At 46.2% G+C, this 19,075-nt stretch carries 27 protein-coding genes, 1 tRNA gene and 1 pseudogene; 10 read left to right on the top strand and 19 right to left on the bottom strand.

Annotated elements, in window-relative coordinates; genetic code table 11:
• Positions 1 to 827 precede the first annotated feature (827 nt).
• The 5 genes and pseudogenes from BTJ40_RS04250 to BTJ40_RS23010 all read right to left on the bottom strand — a co-directional run.
• Entirely contained in the window at positions 828 to 1,448 is a 621-nt protein-coding gene (locus BTJ40_RS04250) for a Type 1 glutamine amidotransferase-like domain-containing protein (protein WP_108731928.1), read from the bottom strand.
• A 504-nt stretch (positions 1,449 to 1,952) separates the two neighbouring features.
• Entirely contained in the window at positions 1,953 to 2,351 is a 399-nt protein-coding gene (locus tag BTJ40_RS04245) for a DUF2460 domain-containing protein (protein ID WP_108731927.1), read from the bottom strand.
• A gap of 2 nt (positions 2,352 to 2,353) precedes the next feature.
• Positions 2,354 to 2,482, bottom strand: a complete 129-nt coding sequence (locus BTJ40_RS22890; RefSeq protein ID WP_255422852.1) for a hypothetical protein — start codon at positions 2,480 to 2,482, stop codon at positions 2,354 to 2,356.
• Positions 2,483 to 2,516: 34 nt separating this feature from the next.
• Positions 2,517 to 2,975 carry a hypothetical protein gene (locus BTJ40_RS04240; RefSeq protein ID WP_238152130.1) on the bottom strand — a complete coding sequence of 153 codons (459 nt, stop codon included), beginning with the start codon at positions 2,973 to 2,975 and terminating at the stop codon, positions 2,517 to 2,519.
• Positions 2,891 to 3,121 (bottom strand): annotated as a pseudogene (locus BTJ40_RS23010) (phage tail assembly chaperone family protein, TAC); the annotation flags it as partial. The pseudogene BTJ40_RS23010 and the gene BTJ40_RS04240, both read right to left, overlap by 85 nt.
• A gap of 204 nt (positions 3,122 to 3,325) precedes the next feature.
• Here BTJ40_RS23010 and BTJ40_RS04230 point away from each other — a divergent pair.
• Complete coding sequence (locus BTJ40_RS04230) at positions 3,326 to 3,685, top strand: hypothetical protein (protein ID WP_108731924.1); 360 nt, start codon at positions 3,326 to 3,328, stop codon at positions 3,683 to 3,685.
• Between the two features lie 138 nt (positions 3,686 to 3,823).
• On the opposite strand, the gene BTJ40_RS04225 is transcribed toward BTJ40_RS04230, so the two are convergent.
• From BTJ40_RS04225 to BTJ40_RS22105, 9 genes are all read right to left on the bottom strand, one after another.
• Positions 3,824 to 4,198 carry a DUF2190 family protein gene (locus BTJ40_RS04225; RefSeq protein WP_255422851.1) on the bottom strand — a complete coding sequence of 125 codons (375 nt, stop codon included), beginning with the start codon at positions 4,196 to 4,198 and terminating at the stop codon, positions 3,824 to 3,826.
• Positions 4,199 to 4,336 (bottom strand): DUF2190 family protein, encoded by a 138-nt coding sequence (locus BTJ40_RS22665; protein ID WP_238152128.1) that lies wholly within the window; start codon positions 4,334 to 4,336, stop codon positions 4,199 to 4,201.
• Between the two features lie 16 nt (positions 4,337 to 4,352).
• Complete coding sequence (locus BTJ40_RS04220; RefSeq protein ID WP_108731923.1) at positions 4,353 to 4,685, bottom strand: hypothetical protein; 333 nt, start codon at positions 4,683 to 4,685, stop codon at positions 4,353 to 4,355.
• Between the two features lie 53 nt (positions 4,686 to 4,738).
• Positions 4,739 to 4,894 carry a hypothetical protein gene (locus tag BTJ40_RS22110; RefSeq protein ID WP_157953876.1) on the bottom strand — a complete coding sequence of 52 codons (156 nt, stop codon included), beginning with the start codon at positions 4,892 to 4,894 and terminating at the stop codon, positions 4,739 to 4,741.
• On the bottom strand, positions 4,875 to 5,459 hold the full coding sequence (locus BTJ40_RS04215; RefSeq protein ID WP_108731922.1) for an ATP-dependent Clp protease proteolytic subunit: 585 nt from the start codon (positions 5,457 to 5,459) through the stop codon (positions 4,875 to 4,877). The genes BTJ40_RS22110 and BTJ40_RS04215 overlap by 20 nt, the downstream gene beginning before the upstream one ends.
• 116 nt (positions 5,460 to 5,575) lie before the next feature.
• The gene (locus BTJ40_RS04210) at positions 5,576 to 6,403 is read right to left on the bottom strand and encodes a hypothetical protein (RefSeq protein ID WP_108731921.1); all 828 of its coding nucleotides are present in this window, start codon (positions 6,401 to 6,403) and stop codon (positions 5,576 to 5,578) included.
• Positions 6,404 to 7,489: 1,086 nt separating this feature from the next.
• Positions 7,490 to 7,735 (bottom strand): hypothetical protein, encoded by a 246-nt coding sequence (locus BTJ40_RS04200; protein WP_108731920.1) that lies wholly within the window; start codon positions 7,733 to 7,735, stop codon positions 7,490 to 7,492.
• A gap of 26 nt (positions 7,736 to 7,761) precedes the next feature.
• On the bottom strand, positions 7,762 to 7,884 hold the full coding sequence (locus tag BTJ40_RS22885; RefSeq protein WP_255422850.1) for a hypothetical protein: 123 nt from the start codon (positions 7,882 to 7,884) through the stop codon (positions 7,762 to 7,764).
• Positions 7,885 to 7,907: 23 nt separating this feature from the next.
• Positions 7,908 to 8,051 carry a hypothetical protein gene (locus tag BTJ40_RS22105; protein ID WP_157953875.1) on the bottom strand — a complete coding sequence of 48 codons (144 nt, stop codon included), beginning with the start codon at positions 8,049 to 8,051 and terminating at the stop codon, positions 7,908 to 7,910.
• Between the two features lie 313 nt (positions 8,052 to 8,364).
• On the opposite strand from BTJ40_RS22105, the gene BTJ40_RS04195 reads away from it, so the two are divergent.
• From BTJ40_RS04195 to BTJ40_RS04170, 6 genes are all read left to right on the top strand, one after another.
• Complete coding sequence (locus BTJ40_RS04195; protein WP_108731919.1) at positions 8,365 to 8,838, top strand: hypothetical protein; 474 nt, start codon at positions 8,365 to 8,367, stop codon at positions 8,836 to 8,838.
• Positions 8,839 to 8,842: 4 nt separating this feature from the next.
• Positions 8,843 to 9,079: a hypothetical protein gene (locus BTJ40_RS04190; RefSeq protein WP_108731918.1), complete on the top strand. Its 237-nt coding sequence runs from the start codon at positions 8,843 to 8,845 to the stop codon at positions 9,077 to 9,079.
• The gene (locus tag BTJ40_RS04185) at positions 9,072 to 9,317 is read left to right on the top strand and encodes a hypothetical protein (protein WP_108731917.1); all 246 of its coding nucleotides are present in this window, start codon (positions 9,072 to 9,074) and stop codon (positions 9,315 to 9,317) included. Before BTJ40_RS04190 ends, BTJ40_RS04185 begins: the two co-directional genes overlap by 8 nt.
• Positions 9,318 to 9,349: 32 nt before the next feature.
• Positions 9,350 to 9,742 (top strand): phage integrase Arm DNA-binding domain-containing protein, encoded by a 393-nt coding sequence (locus tag BTJ40_RS04180; RefSeq protein WP_108731916.1) that lies wholly within the window; start codon positions 9,350 to 9,352, stop codon positions 9,740 to 9,742.
• A gap of 90 nt (positions 9,743 to 9,832) precedes the next feature.
• On the top strand, positions 9,833 to 10,135 hold the full coding sequence (locus BTJ40_RS04175) for a hypothetical protein (RefSeq protein WP_157953874.1): 303 nt from the start codon (positions 9,833 to 9,835) through the stop codon (positions 10,133 to 10,135).
• 163 nt (positions 10,136 to 10,298) lie between these two features.
• Positions 10,299 to 10,553, top strand: a complete 255-nt coding sequence (locus tag BTJ40_RS04170) for a tyrosine-type recombinase/integrase (RefSeq protein WP_108731914.1) — start codon at positions 10,299 to 10,301, stop codon at positions 10,551 to 10,553.
• 66 nt (positions 10,554 to 10,619) lie between these two features.
• Here BTJ40_RS04170 and BTJ40_RS04165 read toward each other — a convergent pair whose 3' ends face one another.
• The 5 genes from BTJ40_RS04165 to gltX all read right to left on the bottom strand — a co-directional run bounded on the left by BTJ40_RS04165 (position 10,620) and on the right by gltX (position 14,727).
• On the bottom strand, positions 10,620 to 11,507 hold the full coding sequence (locus BTJ40_RS04165) for a hypothetical protein (protein ID WP_108731913.1): 888 nt from the start codon (positions 11,505 to 11,507) through the stop codon (positions 10,620 to 10,622).
• A gap of 99 nt (positions 11,508 to 11,606) precedes the next feature.
• On the bottom strand, positions 11,607 to 11,897 hold the full coding sequence (locus tag BTJ40_RS04160; protein WP_157953873.1) for a hypothetical protein: 291 nt from the start codon (positions 11,895 to 11,897) through the stop codon (positions 11,607 to 11,609).
• Positions 11,898 to 12,153: 256 nt separating this feature from the next.
• Complete coding sequence (locus tag BTJ40_RS04155; protein WP_108731911.1) at positions 12,154 to 12,564, bottom strand: hypothetical protein; 411 nt, start codon at positions 12,562 to 12,564, stop codon at positions 12,154 to 12,156.
• Between the two features lie 450 nt (positions 12,565 to 13,014).
• Positions 13,015 to 13,090: transfer RNA gene (locus BTJ40_RS04150), tRNA-Ala, on the bottom strand.
• Positions 13,091 to 13,251: 161 nt separating this feature from the next.
• Positions 13,252 to 14,727: a glutamate--tRNA ligase gene (gene gltX / locus BTJ40_RS04145; protein ID WP_108731910.1), complete on the bottom strand. Its 1,476-nt coding sequence runs from the start codon at positions 14,725 to 14,727 to the stop codon at positions 13,252 to 13,254.
• Positions 14,728 to 15,002: 275 nt separating this feature from the next.
• Here gltX and BTJ40_RS04140 point away from each other — a divergent pair, with 275 nt between their 5' ends.
• The 3 genes from BTJ40_RS04140 to BTJ40_RS04130 are packed head-to-tail and all read left to right on the top strand — an operon-like array spanning position 15,003 to position 19,038.
• On the top strand, positions 15,003 to 15,533 hold the full coding sequence (locus BTJ40_RS04140; RefSeq protein ID WP_108731909.1) for a hypothetical protein: 531 nt from the start codon (positions 15,003 to 15,005) through the stop codon (positions 15,531 to 15,533).
• A 39-nt stretch (positions 15,534 to 15,572) separates the two neighbouring features.
• Positions 15,573 to 18,092 carry a TcfC E-set like domain-containing protein gene (locus BTJ40_RS04135; RefSeq protein WP_108731908.1) on the top strand — a complete coding sequence of 840 codons (2,520 nt, stop codon included), beginning with the start codon at positions 15,573 to 15,575 and terminating at the stop codon, positions 18,090 to 18,092.
• Positions 18,079 to 19,038, top strand: a complete 960-nt coding sequence (locus BTJ40_RS04130) for a hypothetical protein (protein WP_108731907.1) — start codon at positions 18,079 to 18,081, stop codon at positions 19,036 to 19,038. Before BTJ40_RS04135 ends, BTJ40_RS04130 begins: the two co-directional genes overlap by 14 nt.
• Positions 19,039 to 19,075: the final 37 nt, after the last annotated feature.

The raw sequence follows: 19,075 nt of genomic DNA, 5'->3' as shown, positions 1-19,075 counted from the left end.
TTGGTTTAGATTGAGCCATTTTTTCTGAAAATAAATGGTCTAAATATTGATAGAGAATAAAATAGATGTAAGATGCTAATTTTTATAATCCTATTGATTCAAAAAATAAGTTAGGAAAAGCGACCCGAGAAATTTTTCCAACTAGCTCATACAACCCAAAGACTTAGCCTAAAGTATTTTCTAATAATACCCGAGATATCTACAACTGCTGTTGCATAGTACCAGAAATATAGTCTATTAAAAAATAGCATTCTCTTACGCTGAGGCTTTAGAAGTATGCGAACTAGCAGAGGAAGTAACATGCAAAATAACCAGGATTAAACAAAGAGATATTTGTACTCATTGATTACAAAAAAGGACTGTGCGAATAGGAGGAGCCCATGTTAGTGAGGATGCTTCAATGGCACAATTTGGTGATATATATTCCTAACGGAGTGTCGGCGGCTAAGATTGTTACAGGCACGTAAATCACATCAAAGGCCTATAACTATGCTGCTAAAAGTGAAGAAGCACTAACACCGGCAGAGAGCAAGCAATATTACTACTTGCTCTCTGCTGGTCTTCTTTATCATTTCGCTCAAATGGAGCTATAATTTCTAGTTTATCCCAATTTTGAGCAGTTTCTAGAGTAGCGATTTTTCTGTGCTATTCCCCAAAAGGGGGTTTCCGGAGAAGAGAGAACCTCTAGACCTTGCTCCTATCCGCCAATTATAGAAACAAACTCCTAGGATTTCTCTTTTCTCCCACCAATAGATAATTGCGATAATCTTGAAGAAATATAGATCGTATGTTTTAGGTATACATATCAGACAATGGGCATAAACTTGCTAAGACACTGCACTCCAGGTCTCCACTTCTCCATCGATTACAGCGATCAACTGATTGTTACTGAATGGAGATAATTCTATCTCGTTTGAATATTTGGAAATAACAAGCTCAGCAGAATCCTTAAACGGTTGATTTCCATAGTGAGGCAGAGGATAGAAGTTCACAAGGTTTAACCCTTCATAAGACTCTAGATTCTTCGCTGCATCGGGGTTATCCATCTCCTGAATATATGCGATATTCGGTGACAGGACTACAGTGCCTGCCGACTCACCTATATAGGGCTTACCCAACCTAATCTGCTCCAGCAGGATTTTGTCGGCCCCACTTCGCCTAAGCTCTTGAAGCAGGAAATAGGTATTACCACCTGTTACGTAGATATACTCATTGTTTTTAAGCTTATCTTCAATCTCACCCGTTGAAGCCGTAGACACTTCTAATTTATCTACAATAAGACCTAACTGCTCGAGTGCCTTCTTGGCATCTTCCACATAAAAAGTAATCTCTTCGGGAAGGCTTGCAGTAGGGATAAATGTAACCCTCTTCCCTTCAATCCGCTCATCAAAATCCCCGATTACGCCAGCAACCTCAGCAAAATATGAAGTCAAGAATAGCTTGGTCATATGTTTTAATCCTTTAAACTATCTAGCTAATCAATTACTTGATATCGATATAGTCTACCCGCAATGAAAATCGCATCAATAGCGGTGCATCACATTACCGGATAATGTATGGAGAGCTCAATATTTTTTTAATTATCTAGTGAAAGATTCATTAATAACCTATTCCACATTGAGAATAACCGACTTCGTCACTGCAAAATGTAAATCCAACAGGAGATGGTAAAGCTTCCCCCCTGATTTCTACAGGAGTATTTATAACAGGGGGCTTGGCTATGAAGTGCTTCAATATTAGTTGCCACTACAGCCAATGATAAATCTTGGTGTTAGGTGGAGATAACAGGCAACTAGAATCATTTTTTATAATTCACTATCCTGGCACTCTCCATTGAGACTAAAGTACAAGCAAGAGCAATAACTCTTTTCAGCAAAATGGAAGAACTATATCGCACACAGCTTCGGCAGCGCCGTTGTCATAGTGAGTTTGCAGGTCTCCTGCGATATATCTCACAGGCGAATCTCCATCAGTTCGGCACTCCCACTACAAACCCTATGGCGATTATCAATACTGAAGCTGACATCATCCTCAAAGGGCACCGGCACATCGAACTTACCTTCCTTGGTAATTTCTGTATCGGAAGTCGCACTGAGTTCCACTTGACCGGTGGTGTAATCAATAGCGGCAGCTACCTCCTGACCATCAGCAAAAATCTTTACCGCCCCACTTACCGGTTTATAAATCTCGCGCTGATAAGACAGTGATCCAAACACATAGCTTTTTACCAACTGGTACGTTACTGTACTGCCACTACCGTAACCGATGACCTCACCATCGGCAAAAAATTCACTGGCGTCTTTAAACTGAAAACCCACCAGGCTCCCGACACAGGCGTGGTGTCCAGCGATGACTACCTAGTGATCTTCATATCCAGATTTTTGAACATCCCCGAATATTGACCCAGTGGGCGCTCCCTCTCCGCATTGCGGCGCTCCATTCTATAAATCCGTTTGGTAGCGGTGGCCATATTCGGGGTCATAGGCCACGCCTCTAACAGGCGACTCTCATTAAACTTAAGAACCAAGCCTCTTGCAGTTAATACGTTGCTGGCTAGTACTCTCGCGAGCCAATTGACTCGTGGTACGATTATCCAACTTATCAGTAAAGCTAATATTCTGTGTAAATGGTGCAGCCCCACCCAAAGAGCCACCACGGCCACCGTCGTGCATATCAGCTTGAATCATGCTGAGTCTTCGATCCAGTTTTGCACTGGTTTCAGAAGTGGTTATCTGCTCACCTTTTTCCAACAACCAATTGCCGGTTTCAGGCACGGCATCAAGAGCGTCATGGGCCATACCAGTTAGCTTTGCCGCAGCCAGACCACCAGTGATATACACCACACCGTATGCGCCCATGTCCGCATCATTGGTATTGGCGATAATGCTGGTTAAAGCATTGCGCTTTTTCTCATCCAGCAAGGTCTGACCGATTGCGAGCGCCGCGCGCATATAGGCCGCCTCTTCACCTTCCAATCCGGAAAAGCATTCCCCTCACTGCGCATCGCCGCGACATCATTGACGGCGATAAAGTAGGAAAGGCGGCGTATATGGACGGTTGCCGTGAATTCTTCTTTGCCCTGTTTCCAAGTAATGCTGCGCTTAACTGGAGCCCCAAAGAAAGCACCCTGCTCTAAAAAGCGTGCTCAGCATCGCATCACACATGTAAATTCGCTCTTCATTGGTAGTTCTCAAGATGAATTTTGGGAAAATAAACTCGTGAATCCAGGCTATGGATACTTTATATGGGGAAAAAATTCTCGATTAATTAGTTGCCAATACGGACGTAAGGTGTCCTTGATCGTAATCCAAAAGGAGACCAAACGATGCCCGTAATTCATACAGTCACTTTTACCCAAAACTTTCTTAATAGGCACCAAGCTGATGACCAACCCCAGGCGGCGCAAAAAGCTACAGATCGATGGAACAGTGGCGAAAATATAGGAAGTCAACAAACAATACTGATTGACACAGTTAATAATTTAAGCGCCACGATACTCAACGTTGTGGCCCAGCGTGGTGATATATCCGCAGTTGATGTTCAAGTAGTGATTGATCAGAACGCCTTAATTTCCACTAGAAACCATGGCGTTATAAATAATCAACTAGCCAATAACTACACAGTAACCGTTCAAGGACAAAGAAACGGTAACAATTTACAAATTTCTCATTTAGAAAGTTTTTAAATAGCTGCACCGAAACCTCCACTAAAACCCACTACACGGGTTTTAGTGGAGAATAGCAGCACCCGCATACGCTCATCTTCCTCAAACTCATTAACCTCCTAATCTTTTATCACATGGCAATCGATAGACTCAGCATCGCTACCGTCTGTATAGGTAGCGGACTTGCCCCATTTGCGAAATGCGCGCTCTACAGCTCTTTGGTCCAGATCCATGGTTCACATAGGATTTAACAGTACATGGTACGTCGGTGAATTTGACCGCGAGGCTGGTAACGCTGGAACCCGCATCCTCATCGGCAAAGGCTGTCGCGCCGGTGATATCGTCAGTAACTGCGGTCGCTGCGTTGTTATCGAATGAGCCGGAGGCAACCACCCAGGTTAGGGTTTCCCCCTGATTGATCTCTGCAGCGGATACCTTGGGCACAGTGAATACGCCATCAATTGCAATCACACCGAACTCACCCACGGCGATATCATCCATTGCTATACCCAGTACTACACCGACTGGTACCACCTAGCCAGAGGTAATATCTGCGCTGGTGCTATTGGTGTAATCCAGCATGCGCCCGTCTTGTACAAAATTAGTAGCCATATTCTTTCTCTCGATAAAGAAGTAGAAATAAAGAAGGCCGCGCAGTGCGGCCTTCTTCAAGAAACTTAATTACAATTTAGTAAATAAGCTGCGTATAAACTACCTCACAGTTAGAGGAATTTTCTTCAATTCTAAATTTTAAGGATTTTTGAGCAATAGCGGCTGACAAGATCATTGAATAGATCTCTGAGTGTAGACCGTTACCTTTTGTCAAAGTAATAAATTTACCCTCATTTAGGGTGCAGTTCAGCGATGACATATCAGCGTCCAGCTCAATATGAATATTCTCTGTACCACCATGTGGATAAAGAGTCGTGATATTTGCAGAACAAGAGTTAGCACCACAGGACCCAGCGAATACAAAATTTGAAACCAGGAACAATAAAAGGAAGATTGGTAATTTTTTCATAGTCTCCTCAGACCAACATTAACTTTAATAACTAGGGCTAGAGCACCAATTTTTTAGGCCTTTGGTGTCTTAACCATTCCCTTAGTATCCCAGGCTTTAGCGGCGTTATCCAGATAGAGCACTTTGATAGTGTCATGTATTACCGGATCTGTATTAAGGTACCAGCCGTTATGACCACTGAGATGGGCATCAGAGATGCGCTTCAGCAATATTGCTCACGCTATTCGGAGTAGTGTTGTTTTTGGTGGATTCGCCCACTTCGAATTCGGGTTCCAGAGTAACCTTTGCGCTACCCTCATCAGCAATATCACAAAGCAGGAACTTGGGCCGGATGTTAAGCACTGCTGCATCACCGTCCTTTTGGTTGCCCATCAATACTTGGCTGGTTTCCTCATCCGACATTCCGGTGCGCGAGGAATACAAGCCAATCATAGTAGTTTTCACTTTTGCCAACATGTTCTTGGTTTTTTCCAGAGCGCGTTCATCACCATGAACACCAGCACTTGGGTTGTGCACCATGTAATAGGTATTTTCAGCAATATGAACGGTATCCCCGGTGGCATGGGTCATGGTCGCATTTAATCTGGTGTTGTGATTTGGACAACGGTAACCGGAATTAATAACCATCGGATTGCGATAACGCTCTATGACTCGAATCAAGCATCTGAGCATTTCGTCGTTGAAATAATTTTTCTCACAACAGCTACAAGACAACTCCGCTTTCGTCAAATAATCGTTATCAAATATGGGAACGCCAGAAATTAAAAAACCCACACAGGGCGGGTTAAATATTATGGAAAGAGTATGACTACAGAGCGACTTTGCTAAGCGTTTTAACTGATTTAAAAAATCAGCGCATCTTTAACCTTAAATCAAAAATATGGATTCGCTTAAAGGTCGTAAGCATCCCTCAGCATATCTTCCAGATAAATATGATGTGTTTCAGATTCATTATCTTGCATGTCTTTAGCTAGAATGCTTATGGCTGTTTCATCTCCATCAGGTCCAGACATTGTTGAAACTTCTAGCTTGTATGCCTCAAAAAACTTAGATTCATCGCCGAAGGGTGCGTGAAAGTAAAAAACCTCTTTCCCCTCTCCAAACCACAGTAATTCGACAACAAATGCCATATCCCCATTTTCTGAATCTGGATCAACAGTTGGATTATCTCTTAGAGATAACTCAACTTGACTACCGTCAACTGTGAACGATTTGACATCAACAATATTGCTTGGAGTCGCATCAACCAATTTCCCATCAGCAGTAAATAGTCTTTGGTCAAAATTTAGTGAACTCTCTTCCCCAATAAAATTTTCAGTTTCAGAGACAAAACCCTCAATGTGAACCATTGTATTATTTGGGCTTTCAATATCCAAACCGTCTATTGTGATATCAAGCTGACGATACACCCAAGCATCATCGACCGTTGCATAAAACCTCAAATCTTGATCATCTTCTCTGAAATTACTTACTGACAGACTAGGTGCATAAGGAAAATTAATTTCTAACGAAGTAAGTATTGCTGGTTCTGAGTGATCTGCCTGATCGATAGTCAAAATCACAGAGCTAGCATCATTTAAATCTAGGCCAGGATACTGTATTTCAGCGTTAGAAGAATGCAGATCTTGGAGTTCATACTTGAACGTTTTAGCTTGCGCGCCGAAGGCTAATAGGGCCACAGAAACAGCTACTGTTTTGACGGTATTTCTAAAAAACATAAAAACTCACTAAAAAATATATTGAATTAACTAGCGAAAGAGAAAGTGAAGCTTATAGCACACCTTAAACCAAGTAAATTATACTGTATTTAATTTATCATCCTTTCCAGGCACGATCTTACCAAGTAAAGAAACTCAAAATTTTACGAATAGAACTTTTCTCACTCACAGGATATTAATATAAATAGCATGCACAAAAACCCAGCACCTAATCACACTTTGTGGAATAGCCATTCAAAAAAGACATTCAGTGCGGCAAAGACCTGCAGAAGTTTATCAATGGCAGTAAAGCTCATTAACTTATAATCACAAAAAAACCAGCCCAGCGGCCGGTTTTTTTACAAAGCAGAAAAACTGCATGCTAGGGAATTTGTACCTCCTCAAGACAAAGCTGTCAACAAGCGATCTTAAACCGTTTTTTTGTACTCCCGCACCAATTCAGACACAGGGCCTAAAGCTCTTGCAGTCAAAGAGCCCAAACGCCGGTGCAAGCGTTTCCAAATCTTCACCCACTCCCTATCTCACTCTTTTTTATCACACCCTAAAATTTTACATGCATAAGCCAAATCAATAGATCGACCATTCACATCGCGCAACCCACACGCATTAATACAATACAGCGCTAACTAACTCATCTTGTCTCTGGGGTGCGGCTCACCCTACTGATCAAACTCAGACGCAACAGTGCCGCCCGCTCTTTAAATCTCACGGCCGGGGGCGCATAGACAGCCATACTCCAGCATAAGCCAACGGATCACTACACTTCAACTCGGCAACTACACTCTGGATTAATCCCTTCTCACAGGAATCTATTGCCCGATTACCGCTCCCTTTCCCAACGACAGTTTCAGCACCACTCACTCACGGCGTATCAATCCAGAAAATTACCTGATCTACCTTACTCTGCACTTCACCCCGAATTAATACTTTCCGCTCACGACACGTGCTCAAAGTAGCCGTACTCCTACCACCCATGACTTCATAATCAAACGCCGCCGCAGAATCACCGAAGGCATCGTGCCAAGCCTGACTAGCAGAATCAAATCTCATGTCACTCCCCCACAACGGTAACTTCAACTGGAACAATTATGCAGCCACCTGAAAACTATCGAAATGCTTCTGAAAAACCTTTCTCGCCACATGTAAATTATCCCGGTGAAAAGTCTCCAAATAATCCTCATGGACCTGCCGGATTTTATTTTGGGTCACCACCGTATGAGCAAACACCAAGTCCACTTGACCTGGATTGCCCGTGCGGAATACCGATAACGGCTTACTGGCCGCAGTAGTCATAATTCGCCCTTTCGTTTCGGTAAGTGTCACAACGGTCATAACTATCGCTCCTTAAACATTCACGTTTACCAGCTTGTGTCTGCAAGCATTTCTTCCCACCTTCCAAGCTGCGGCTCTGGTTCACCGGGGATGTATTCCCCCTCCAAAACCTCACCCTCCAATGAGCCCTCGTCACTTTCCTCACTCATTCAAACAACCTGTGCTGTGATGTCTACTTGCGGCCATACAGCTGGGCCATTCGCTTCATAGGGTCAGCGGCAGCTTCCCGTGCTGTGGCTCTAGCGAATGCCGTGTTGAGTTGTACGTGCTGCTGGAGCTGGTTGCCAGCGCCTGAGTTACGGTTTTCATTGCTCACTTCCTACTGGTTACTCACTAGAAGGCTGTACTCATCCTGCCAATTTTTCCACGACCAAAGAACCTTTTGGCCTTCATTACGAATTCGGTACCGGTCTTTAGGGATTGCTCGCAGAAGTTGCGATAGCGATTTAGCCCTGATTGAAATTCTTCAGGAGGATGGTGTTTTCGTTGGTTTCGATAAGCCTTCAAGGCCTCCCCTTTTGGATTACCACCTGCACACTTGGGGTAGGATTTCCAGAGCTGCTCAAATTCGGATTCGATAGGATCAACTTCCGAAAAATCTGGATTTGTTCCAATAATATTATTCTCTAATGTATTCCTCTCTTTGCGGCTATGCCCTGCTCTTCCTCTGGCCCCTGCTGGTAGTGATCAGCATTGCTGAAACCGTTGGGTTTATCGCCACCCACAGCGACGAACAGCAACAGCGCAGAACTCGCAGCAACCAGGAATACCAAGCGTTGCAACAGCAGCTCAACAGCCTGGAACATCAGAGCAACACCTTAAATAGCTTGATTAACACCGACACCAACAAAGGCTACCGCCAACGTGCCATTGATACCGCTGCACAGTTATCCACATTGGAAGATCAGCGCACGCAGCTAATAGAAAAACTATCCACAATCGAGCAGACACCCAGCACGCAGAGCGCATTCAACAGCTTGGCCAACACCCTTAACACAGACCCGGCAAAGCTTCAGCATATCGGTTTCCTCGCGCTAGCAATCATTACAGACATCGTAGGACTGGTAGCGTTACTCGCGTTTAACGCTGCTGCAACAGCCTGAAACATTGGATAAGCAACCGTTACACACCGCCCACCCCAGTGAAGGACAACAGCAACTAGCCCAGCGAATCAGCACCGGGGAGTTCGGCCCGAAGCCAGTGATGCGCAATATCATCAAGGATCTACGCCTTCGTTACGAAACCGTTAACCCTGTTTTCAAAGCACTGCATCAATCAGGAACACTTAATAAAAATGGCCGGGGATACTTCCTCGCGAGTCAGGGAGGGCTGCCCAATGGGTAAGCTGGTTAAAGGGGTCACTTGGGCCAAAGAGCAATTCGAAAAAAGCTCCCGCCCAGGCAAGGAGAAAATCCTGGAGTGGATAGAGGCCGAGCATATCCCCGGCCAGATCATCGCCGGTGAACCCTATGTGGATGCCGACAGGTTCGCCATACGCGACCACACCGGCAAAACCCCCGCCCAGAACACCGCCGCCAACGATGGCCAGACCAAGACCAGGATGGACCTGCTGGCGGGCTAACCCCAATTAAATAGAAGTAATCGAGCAAGGAAATGGCCAGACCAAAGAAGCCCCGTATGGTGGGTGATACTTTATTACCCGATAACCTATATCCAGATTCACGCGGGCGGGAAAACTATTGGCGCTATCGTCGCCCCGATCTAACGGATAAAGTATTCTCTGCATCCCTCGAAGAAGCCATTCGCATGGCTGAGCAGGCTAATGCTCAGCGAGGTATAAAGGTAGAACGCAAGCCGGCTAAAGCGCCTGATAGAGCGAGCTTTGCTTTCCATGCTGCGCGATATATGGACTGGCGAGCGGAGAATGACCCACGCTTACCCAGCAAGGCCAGCTGGCGCAATCGCTGTAACGCACTCAAACGATTTGGCGAAGACTTCGAAGTGATCCCCATTCACAAAGCCAAGCTGGCTGATCTGCGCAAGTAGTGGAAATCCCTCACCTATCACCAACAGCACGCATGCCGCGCGGAGTTTAATAAATTCTTTAATTTCCTAATGGCTGAAGGGTTGTGCAAATTGGAAAGCAACCCATTCACTACAGCCGATGACCGTCCGCGCCTACTGGAAAAAGGAAAGCCCATTAAAAAACGCCAACGCTTAACCCTGGAAGCTTACTGGACCATCTATAAAAAGGCTGGGGAATTAGGCTATGAAGCGCTCCAGATTGCCATAGGTATCAGTATGCTAACCACCATGCGTCGCGCCGATATCTGCGAGCTGAACTTTGATAAACACCTGCAAGGCGACCACCTACGAAAAACGATTAATAAATCCGAAGCGCAACGAGATAGCCTCGCCGCCAGCCACTTAAATTTTTAATTTAAAAACCCACCAACAACTTGGCAAATTTATAAACCGCGCAAGAGAACTCAGCCTAAGAAATTACCGCAGCCCCTATATACTGAGCCACACACCTAAGCAACAGCGAACGGGAAAAATTAAAGAGCATGTTTGCCAGGTAATCCCCGACCGGTTGAGCGATATGTTTACCGAAGTTCGCAACGCTACCGGACTTTACATCGGCTTACCTAAAAGCCAAACTCCACCCAGCTTCCACGAAGTGCGCAGTCTCGCATCAGACCGATTCAAGAGGATGGGGTATAACGTTAAGTCGGTGCAGCAGTTGATGGCGCATACTGATGAGCGGGTTACTCAGTCTTATCAGGCGGGACACGGTTTTGATTATAAGGAGATTAGTATCTATTTGGATGTGAAAGCAATCGGAAGAGAATTTTAATAGAAAGCGCACATAGTTTTACAGTAGCATTTAATTCTTATTTAGCTTCATTTTGAACCACACTTCCTACGGCCTAGTTAACTCTTTACTCTTCGAGTCAGATAAATATTGAATATTTCTGACACTCGATATAGGTACTTCAATAACTCTTTGAGAGCCAACCTCATAACCAATCAACCAATCCCTAGAACGCAGTACCAGTGTCATCCCTATTGGTTTGTCCCTGTCATTCACCTCAATACTAACTGGCAACTCCCCACCAAAACCTGTAACCCTCAGAAACTTTGAATATTGCTCACCATTAAATAGTAATGATATCGTAAAAAAATAGAACGCAATAGCTGTAACAAAGGAAATCAAAATCATAACAAATCTCCTCCATAGCGAGAGCAGCACAAAAAAAACATATAAGGAAAAAATAATTAGTATTTTAAATACTTCACTTTCATCATTAACCATCCAGATAATAAGCGTAATTAAAGAAGAAGAAATTACTGCAAACAATAAGGATATATAAATTGCTTTCTTCGCCGGCAATTTTTCAAATTCTTTCACCCCCTCACTACCCGCTGCAAAGAACCCTTCAATTGCAGCAATATTAATTTCAGAGCGAAGGCGACCCGTTAGAGTCACAAAAAATTTTGATAATAATTTGGGGTAAATTTCAATAGAAAGAACCACATTACCTATAAAATAACCAACCACCATTCGAGTTAACAAAAAAACGGCACTTACCATAACCACTATTATAAAACTAGTAAATGTTACAGTTGCTGAAAGGTAAGGGATTCCCTCAACTGGGGGGCGCACATGCATTTCAAGCGCGTACCAATAAGCTGCATATTCACTAAAAACCCCAATCAGAGCTGGGCCAGCAAGAAACCCCATGATGGCACTTAATACCACTCTCCAAGGAGTGGGCATCGATAAAAATTTATCAAGCACCACAACCATATTCACAACCCCCTTGCAATTTCCAACACTGTCATTAAGAGCCTTAATACAAGACAGTAAGGAATTTTTGATCCTTACAAATTATCTTTTAAGGTAAAATTAAATTTTTGAGCACCGCCCGCGAGTAACATTTGGAGTATTTTCATTATTATTCTCACCATTCCAATATCCTGCGGTATACGTTTTTATAAATCTCCCGGATTCTGGCGAAAAGAAAAACTCCCCAACCCCAACATGACAAATAAAATCATTTGCATACTCGCTTATAAGACATCTGTATACGGGGCTTTTAGCACCTAGTTCAAACACCCCATAAGGATGCTTTTTATCTTTGTACCAAAATTCTGTTTTTTTTGATTTTTCGAAGGATGCACTTATCGTTAGAGACATTAAAATGTGCCCGTCCCCAAGCCCCTTTTTCGTAGTAAAACCCGGTTGCTTCCTCAGACACACAAAGATAGATAACTTCCTCTGCATAAATATTAGACGCCAGGAATCCAATAACAAACAGAGATATAAATCTATAACAATTCACTAGATATCCTTATTTTTCTATCATCAATCGTACCTTATCATTTCCATATGGTCTAGCCATGGACCTCATCCTGAATTAAGTAGTTATAAAGAAGACACCGCCATCAATGTGTTAACCTAAACTTAGTTCATATACTCTACAACCATATTTTGTAACGCCAAACTCTGCATAAACAGCTCTTCCCTGCTCTCTTAAGTTTTCAGTAGAAACGCTTAGATTTTTGAGATGGCTTTTACGACCAAATACGCAAAGGAAAGCTTTGGAATTAGCTGTATTTTCTAAAAATTTTTGTAGCTTCGCTATATCTCCATTAATTTTGACATTCTTGTTTTTTGCCCACTTCATTTCAACTGCGAATGAATCCGAGCCTCTGCTTGCTAGAAAATCAATTTTCTTGTAATCACCAGGACCGTTTTTAGGAAAGCCTGGGCAAGAGTATTCACACTTTACGGAAAAACCTCTCGCAGTAAGAATCCTTAAAGCTGGCTCATATAGCACGCACTCACTAAAGGCCTCATTCATTTCACATGCCGCTAGATAACTAATATAACCAGCAAGGCCTCGCTTTATCCGATACAAGACATCAATTGTTGGAGATTGCTTTCTGATCGTATTTCTCCCTGACTTTTAAATGGCAACGGTTGACTCAAGAAAAGATTCTTTATACCACCTTACCCTGCATGCCCAAAGCTACCTACTGTTCATAACAAATTATCAATGAATAGACAGTACCGCTTTATCTTCTTATCAAAGCGTGTTAGGCAGAAACGAGCGAAGGTAATCGCAAAGAAATCAACATTCAGCCAAGCAGGCAAAATGCTCGAAGGAAGCTACAACGATGGGAATTTCAGGTGAAAAAAAAGGGCCCTAGAGGCCCTTTTTTCATTCTTGCGAGTTTTTGTCCAGTTTTTGTTCACTGGATAAGAGGCCGTGAACCCCCTTCTCGCAACCCCTTGAAGTACAAGGGAAATTTGGTGGAGCTAAGCGGGATCGAACCGCTGACCTCAACACTGCCAGTGTTGCGCTCTCCCAGCTGAGCTATAGCCCCAAATTTTGTTGCTTGACGTTTTCGTCGAAAGCGGGGCGCATTTTAGCAAGGTTTAGGCGCCTGTCAACAGAAAAAATAACTTTTTAATCAATTAGTTAGCTGCTGACATCACAGGCCCCCAGAGGCTGCCGCTCCCGGGGGTTCACCGATGCGGATCAGCCTTAATTGAGTCCAGCGTACTCTTTTTCCCAGCGCTTCAGCACCTTCTTCCCGGCACCGCCCAGTACGTCGATCGCCTGACGCAGGCGGGCGCGGCTGAGGTCGGGGCCCAGGAGCACCATGGCTTCCATCACGGAGAAGGACGCAGTGGTGCCGCTAATGGCGACAAACAGAGGGGCATTAAAGTCTTTCAGCTTGATTTCCATGGCCGTAGACAGAGCTTTCACTGCCTGGAAGATACTGTCCTTGTCCCAGGCGCGCAGGGCTTCCAAACGCCACAGGGCAAATTGAAGCAGCTTTTTCTGGTCATCCAAGGGCAGCTTGTTACCGCTGAAGCTGTCTTCGGTCAGGGGCAATTTGCCAGAGGCGAGGAAGCTAACCAGCGGGGCAAAGTCACCGAAGGTTTCCATACGCTCTTTCGCCTGGGGCAGAACCTTAAGCAGGTTGTCCCGGTTAAACATCCACTCGGTGAGGCGATCGGCGAGTTGCTCGTTTTCCAGTTCGCGAATCCACAGACCGTTCAACCAGGACAGCTTCTCTACATCGAATACCGGGCCGCCCAGGGAGACACGTTGGATATCGAAATGCTCCAGCATCTCATCGAGGGAGAACTTCTCGCGCTCGTCCGGCATGGACCAACCCATACGGCCAAGGTAGTTAAGCAGTGCTTCGGGCATAAAACCGGCACGCTGGTAATACAGGATAGAGGTGGGGTTTTTACGCTTGGATAGCTTGGTCTTGTCCGGGTTGCGCAACAGCGGCAGGTGGCAGAGCACCGGCATTTCCCAACCGAAGTATTCGTACAGCAACTTGTGCTTGGGTGCGGAGTTGATCCACTCCTCACCGCGAAGAACATGGGTGATCTCCATCAGGTGATCATCCACCACATTCGCAAGGTGGTAAGTGGGCATACCATCGGACTTGAGCAGAATTTGTGCGTCTACCTGGGCCCAGTCGATTTCAATAGTACCGCGCAGCAGATCTTCCACCACACAAGTGCCGCTCTCAGGCACATTCATACGCACTACATAAGGTGCTCCGGCAGCGCGACGCTTTTCAACTTCCTCTTCCGGCAGAGCCAGGTCACTGGGCTTCAGTGAAGTGCGGCCCGCTTCGCGCAATCCTTCACGGAGTTGCTCCAGTTCTTCCGCAGTACGGTAGCAGTGGAAGGCGTGCCCTTTTTGTACCAGCTCATCGCAGTAAGTTTTGTAGATATCGCCACGCTCACTCTGGCGATAGGGGCCGTGGGGGCCACCGACATCCGGTCCTTCCTGCCAGTCCAGCCCGAGCCAACGCAGGCTGTCGAGAATGGCTTTCTCCGATTCCGGGGTACTGCGCTGCTGGTCGGTGTCTTCAATGCGCAATACAAACTGGCCGCCTTGAGCGCGGGCAAAGCACTGGTTGAAGAGGGCAATATAGGCGGTACCAACGTGGGGATCACCGGTTGGAGACGGTGCGATTCGGGTTCTTACGGTCATGATAAACCTGATTGATAAATGGAGGACTCGTTAAACCGCAGGATTATAGCGCTGGCCGGCCGCTGGGCACAGGCGGGGTTTTCTCTTCAATAAGAATATTTACACGCCATAAACCGAATATTCTTGGGGAATAGCGTGACATACTTTGCAAAAAAAGTATTATTGCGACCATAAAAAGGAATAGCTGGACTAACGTATCACCCCAGATTTTGCAGGGGTATTCGCGAGCAGCTTCCCCCTAAGAACGATAAATTAATCGCTCAGGATGGCATACCATGCAAAAAAAACTAGTTCGCTCACTGTTTTCCGCTATCGCAGCGGGCACCCTTTTCAGTTTCTCCGCCAGCTCTCTAGCGGCGGAAGCTAGCGAAGACAGTGTTATCACCCTCTCTTTCACTACCTCTATTGAGATCACTCGCGTAGACGACCTCGAGATTGAAGACCCTGCTTCCGGTACTAGCGCTGAGGGTATTGAAGACTTCTGTGTTGGCGGTATTGGTTTCTCTACATACAGTGTTACTTTCGAAAGTACTAATGGGGATGCCACTGATCCGTTTAAATTGACTGACGGCGGTACAACCAGCATCCCCTACAGTGTTGGTTTTGATAACAGCACTTCCGGTAGCTTTACCACTGTTACGGAAGGCACTCCCCTGACAGGTCAATCGCGCAATGTTGCCGCCTGCGCTTCCGACGACAACGCCAGATTCCAGGTCACTATCAATAACAGCGACTGGGAAACTGCAACCGTGCTAAACGGCACCAGCTATTCCGATACCTTGACGATCACTGTCGCCTCCGAATAAAAAGTGAAAAATGGCTGGCCCCGCCAGCCATAGCTCACTATGGCAGGACGTCACCTGGGGCGCCTTGCACTGGCTTTTTGCCTGGTGCTGGGTTCCTGCCCCGATGCCCTTGCAGCGACCGCAGCCACTTTCCTATTGGAAACCTCTGCTCCTGAAGGGTTTGATGATCTCACCCAACCCCAGCAACTCGTGGTGGACCTCTACTACGGCGGCCGGGAGATTGGTGCTGCGCAGGTTACTGTAGACCCCCGCTTTATCCATTTTAATTTCCCATCTGCGGTACTCGAACTGCTACCAGAAGTTCGCAATGCCGAGCGAATTCTCGCCATTCTCGAACGCCCCCAAACCAGAAACAGCCACCATGTGTGCCGCTCGAGTCGACAAATTGGCTGCGGCTATTTAATGCCCTCTGAATTTGCGGTTATTTACGATGAAGAGCATTACCGGCTCGATCTTTTTTTCTCGCAAGAACTGTTGCCACAGAAGCCGGCGATCAATGATCCCTACTTGCCAGAAGCGAGCTCCAACTTTTCTGTAGTGCAAAACCTGAGTGGTTCCTGGAGTGGGGTTGAGAGCGACTGGAGCCCCGACAGCTATAACGCCGCATTAAGTGGCAACACCATTGTCAGCTTTGGGGAGAGTGGCCTGCACTCACAGTGGTCTGTAGCGACTGAGCAGGACAGTCAGATCAATAACCTCTACTGGAGCCGAGATTTTCGCGGGCGAGCTTATTCAGTGGGACTTTTACAACCCCAGGGTGGCTTTGGTTATTTCCGGCCTCAGGAGAACATATACGGACTGGAATTGCGCACTTCCCAGCGCACGCGGACGGACATCAGTTATCAACAGGGGGCGCCGGTAGAAATTAATATGCCAGTACGTGGAAGGGTCGAGATTTACCGGGATGAGCGACTTATCCACACCGAACTGCTGGAAGCCGGCAACCGCCTCTTAAATACCTCCACCCTGCCCCAGGGTGCCTACGATATTGAGGTGCGCACCTATGATGAAGCCGGGCGGGTTTTGAGTCGACATATTGAATTCTTCGCCAAGGATTCATTGCTACCCGCTGCCGGTGAGTGGTTTTGGAGTTTCCAGGCCGGTTTACCAACTCGAAACTTTAGCGATGGGGTCCTGCCAGACTACTACAACGAAGGTATTGTTACTTCGTCTGTCGCACGCCGCTTAACTACCGGACTTGGTATTTTTGCCTCCGGTGCCGCTGCAGAGGAACAGCAATTATTTGAACTCGGTAGTCGCTGGATCGGAGGAGGTTTTGAGTTATCTCCAAGTCTGGTGGCATCAAATGATGGACGTAGCGGATATCGGTTGCAGGCATTACTTAAAATGCCCTATGGCACGCTCAGCGCAATTAAAACCAAACTGGATGCCGATAAAACCACCATAAATTCTGATACATATCCACTGTTGCCGGGCAGCTATTCCCAAACCAGTTTGAATTTGCGCACAGTGGTATTTGGTGGGCAACTATCCCTGAGGTTCAGTGAGCGGGACGAACCTCAGGACCTGCTCCCCGGCAGTTTTGAACTCAATGACTCCCAGGGCGGCGCACGAAAATTAAAAACCCTGGAATTTCGCCACCCGATTTTTAAGAGTGCTCACTGGCTGGGCAATGCTACCCTTTCTCACAGTGATGCAGATGGTGATCAATACACCAGCCTGGAAATCCAGTTTCGCAGGCGCTCCAAACACTGGCAGCACACCGCAAACCTCTACAGTGATCGTAGCGAACAACACAATAGCGGCGAGCGATTCGCGCTTGAAAGCCGCTGGTACGACCGCGATTTATGGGCGGCAGAATTTGAGCAGCAGTTATCCCTGGAACAATCTCCAGAGGCCCACTACCTGGAAAGCCGCACACGCTTGGCGGGACATTACGGCTATTTGAATGCTGCGGTTGGACTTTACGATGATAACGAAGGCAGTGCAGTCAATTATCTGGGTGGCTTTAGCACCAATTTGGTTGCTACAAAAAACTCCTTCAACTGGGGTGGTGAACAGAGCCTGGAAAGTGCAGTTATTGTGAATATCGAAGGCAGCGAGGACAAAGACTTCGAAGTGCTGGTCAATGGCAATCGTCGTGGATACGCCAAAGGTGGAATGACGTCTGTAATTAACTTACCGGCATTTCGCAGCTACGATCTTTCCCTACGCCCGCTTGAAGAGGGCTTCTTTGATTACCGGGAAATCTCAGAAACGATAACCCTGTATCCAGGTAATGTGGGTTCTACCAGCTATCGGATACTGCCGCAAATACTGGTTCTTGGGCGACTAACCAGCTTTGGGCAGGGGCTCGCAGATACAGAAATTGTAATCGGCGAACACTCAACCAAAACCGATCTATACGGTGTCTTCCAACTGGAGTTCCGTGGCGATCAGAGCGCCCTTCAGAATGCAGAAATCAGCTGGGGAAGTTGTAAAACTTCACTTAGAGTTTCATCCTCTGGCGATAGCTGGCTCAACCTGGGAACCGTAGAAGAGTCCACAGCAAACTGCCAAACTGAACAGACCGCGGAGGTAAGCCATGCCCACAATTAAGAAGTTGCAAAAGTTTGGCCTCTTCCCTGCACTGCTATTGCTATTGCTATTGCTATTGCTCAATATGCCATTACAGGCCCAGGTGAATTGCTCAAGCAATAACGATTTGCGGGTTTGCGGCCTGGAGGACTCTCACACTTTAGATTACGAATCAGACCCTAAAGAAATTCAGTTTACAACCCGCAGCCTATTGGGGAGCTGGACCCTACGCTACGATGTAGAAGTGACTCCGCTCAGCGGCTCTACTTTTTCCCTTTTTGCAGACAGCGGCGAACAATTGGATATAGATTTATCCTTCCGGGCAAACAACGGCTCCACAGAAACACTCACTCCGGGAAATCAATCCAATACTTTTGCGGGCACCAGTGACGACGCTGATACCTACTTGGTAATCGAACTGGATAGCAACCAGGTGCCCTCTTCCAGTCGCTACTCCGCCAGCTTTGAGATGACACTGAATAATTATTTCTTCATTTGGACTGCCGGAACCGAAACTGTTCAATTTGATATTGAGCTGGAAGTGGAGCCAAGTATTACCATTCGCAACCTCGGTGATGTTGATCTCAGCAACAGTGGAACCTTGTTTGGACAATCTATTGAGGGCAGCGAAGATTTCTGTGTTGGGGGAATTGGATTTAGCAGCTACACAGTGAACCTGTCCAGCGCCAACGGCAGTACCGGGGGTGGAGGAAGTAATGCCTACGAATTAGGCGGGAGCAGTGAGCAAATCCCTTATAGCGTCGCCTTCTCTGACAACCTTGGCGCTACCTCAGGAGTCTCACCAGGAAGCCTGGGAGACGTCCCCGGTAGCTTTAGTCGGACTGAAGATGAAAGTTGCCTGTCTGACAATGCACGAATTTATATTTCTGTTGCCCCATCCGACTGGGAAAATGCAAGTGAACCCTTTTATACCGACGTGCTAACCGTCACCGTCAGCAGTCAGTAAACTAAAAGCCGCATAGATATTGTCGCATTGACTTGGG

The sequence above is a fragment of the Microbulbifer sp. A4B17 genome (genome assembly GCF_003076275.1).
Taxonomy (GTDB): Bacteria; Pseudomonadota; Gammaproteobacteria; order Pseudomonadales; family Cellvibrionaceae; genus Microbulbifer.
The sequence above is the reverse complement of the archived record's forward strand: the minus strand, read 5'-3'. Positions and strand labels throughout refer to the sequence as shown.

Coding starts and splice junctions, on each gene's coding strand:
- BTJ40_RS04230 (WP_108731924.1), top strand. CDS start 3,326: ATGCCCGTAATTCATACAGTCACTTTTACCCAAAACTTTCTTAATAGG.
- BTJ40_RS04200 (WP_108731920.1), bottom strand. CDS start 7,735: ATGACCGTTGTGACACTTACCGAAACGAAAGGGCGAATTATGACTACT.
- BTJ40_RS04135 (WP_108731908.1), top strand. CDS start 15,573: ATGGCAGGACGTCACCTGGGGCGCCTTGCACTGGCTTTTTGCCTGGTG.
- BTJ40_RS04220 (WP_108731923.1), bottom strand. CDS start 4,685: ATGAAAAAATTACCAATCTTCCTTTTATTGTTCCTGGTTTCAAATTTT.
- BTJ40_RS04210 (WP_108731921.1), bottom strand. CDS start 6,403: ATGTTTTTTAGAAATACCGTCAAAACAGTAGCTGTTTCTGTGGCCCTA.
- BTJ40_RS04185 (WP_108731917.1), top strand. CDS start 9,072: ATGGGTAAGCTGGTTAAAGGGGTCACTTGGGCCAAAGAGCAATTCGAA.
- BTJ40_RS04195 (WP_108731919.1), top strand. CDS start 8,365: ATGTATTCCTCTCTTTGCGGCTATGCCCTGCTCTTCCTCTGGCCCCTG.
- BTJ40_RS04130 (WP_108731907.1), top strand. CDS start 18,079: ATGCCCACAATTAAGAAGTTGCAAAAGTTTGGCCTCTTCCCTGCACTG.
- BTJ40_RS22890 (WP_255422852.1), bottom strand. CDS start 2,482: ATGACCCCGAATATGGCCACCGCTACCAAACGGATTTATAGAATGGAG.
- BTJ40_RS04155 (WP_108731911.1), bottom strand. CDS start 12,564: ATGAATGAGGCCTTTAGTGAGTGCGTGCTATATGAGCCAGCTTTAAGG.
- BTJ40_RS22885 (WP_255422850.1), bottom strand. CDS start 7,884: ATGAGTGAGGAAAGTGACGAGGGCTCATTGGAGGGTGAGGTTTTGGAG.
- BTJ40_RS04170 (WP_108731914.1), top strand. CDS start 10,299: ATGTTTACCGAAGTTCGCAACGCTACCGGACTTTACATCGGCTTACCT.
- BTJ40_RS04180 (WP_108731916.1), top strand. CDS start 9,350: ATGGCCAGACCAAAGAAGCCCCGTATGGTGGGTGATACTTTATTACCC.
- BTJ40_RS04140 (WP_108731909.1), top strand. CDS start 15,003: ATGCAAAAAAAACTAGTTCGCTCACTGTTTTCCGCTATCGCAGCGGGC.
- BTJ40_RS04250 (WP_108731928.1), bottom strand. CDS start 1,448: ATGACCAAGCTATTCTTGACTTCATATTTTGCTGAGGTTGCTGGCGTA.
- gltX (WP_108731910.1), bottom strand. CDS start 14,727: ATGACCGTAAGAACCCGAATCGCACCGTCTCCAACCGGTGATCCCCAC.
- BTJ40_RS04165 (WP_108731913.1), bottom strand. CDS start 11,507: ATGGTTGTGGTGCTTGATAAATTTTTATCGATGCCCACTCCTTGGAGA.
- BTJ40_RS04160 (WP_157953873.1), bottom strand. CDS start 11,897: ATGTCTCTAACGATAAGTGCATCCTTCGAAAAATCAAAAAAAACAGAA.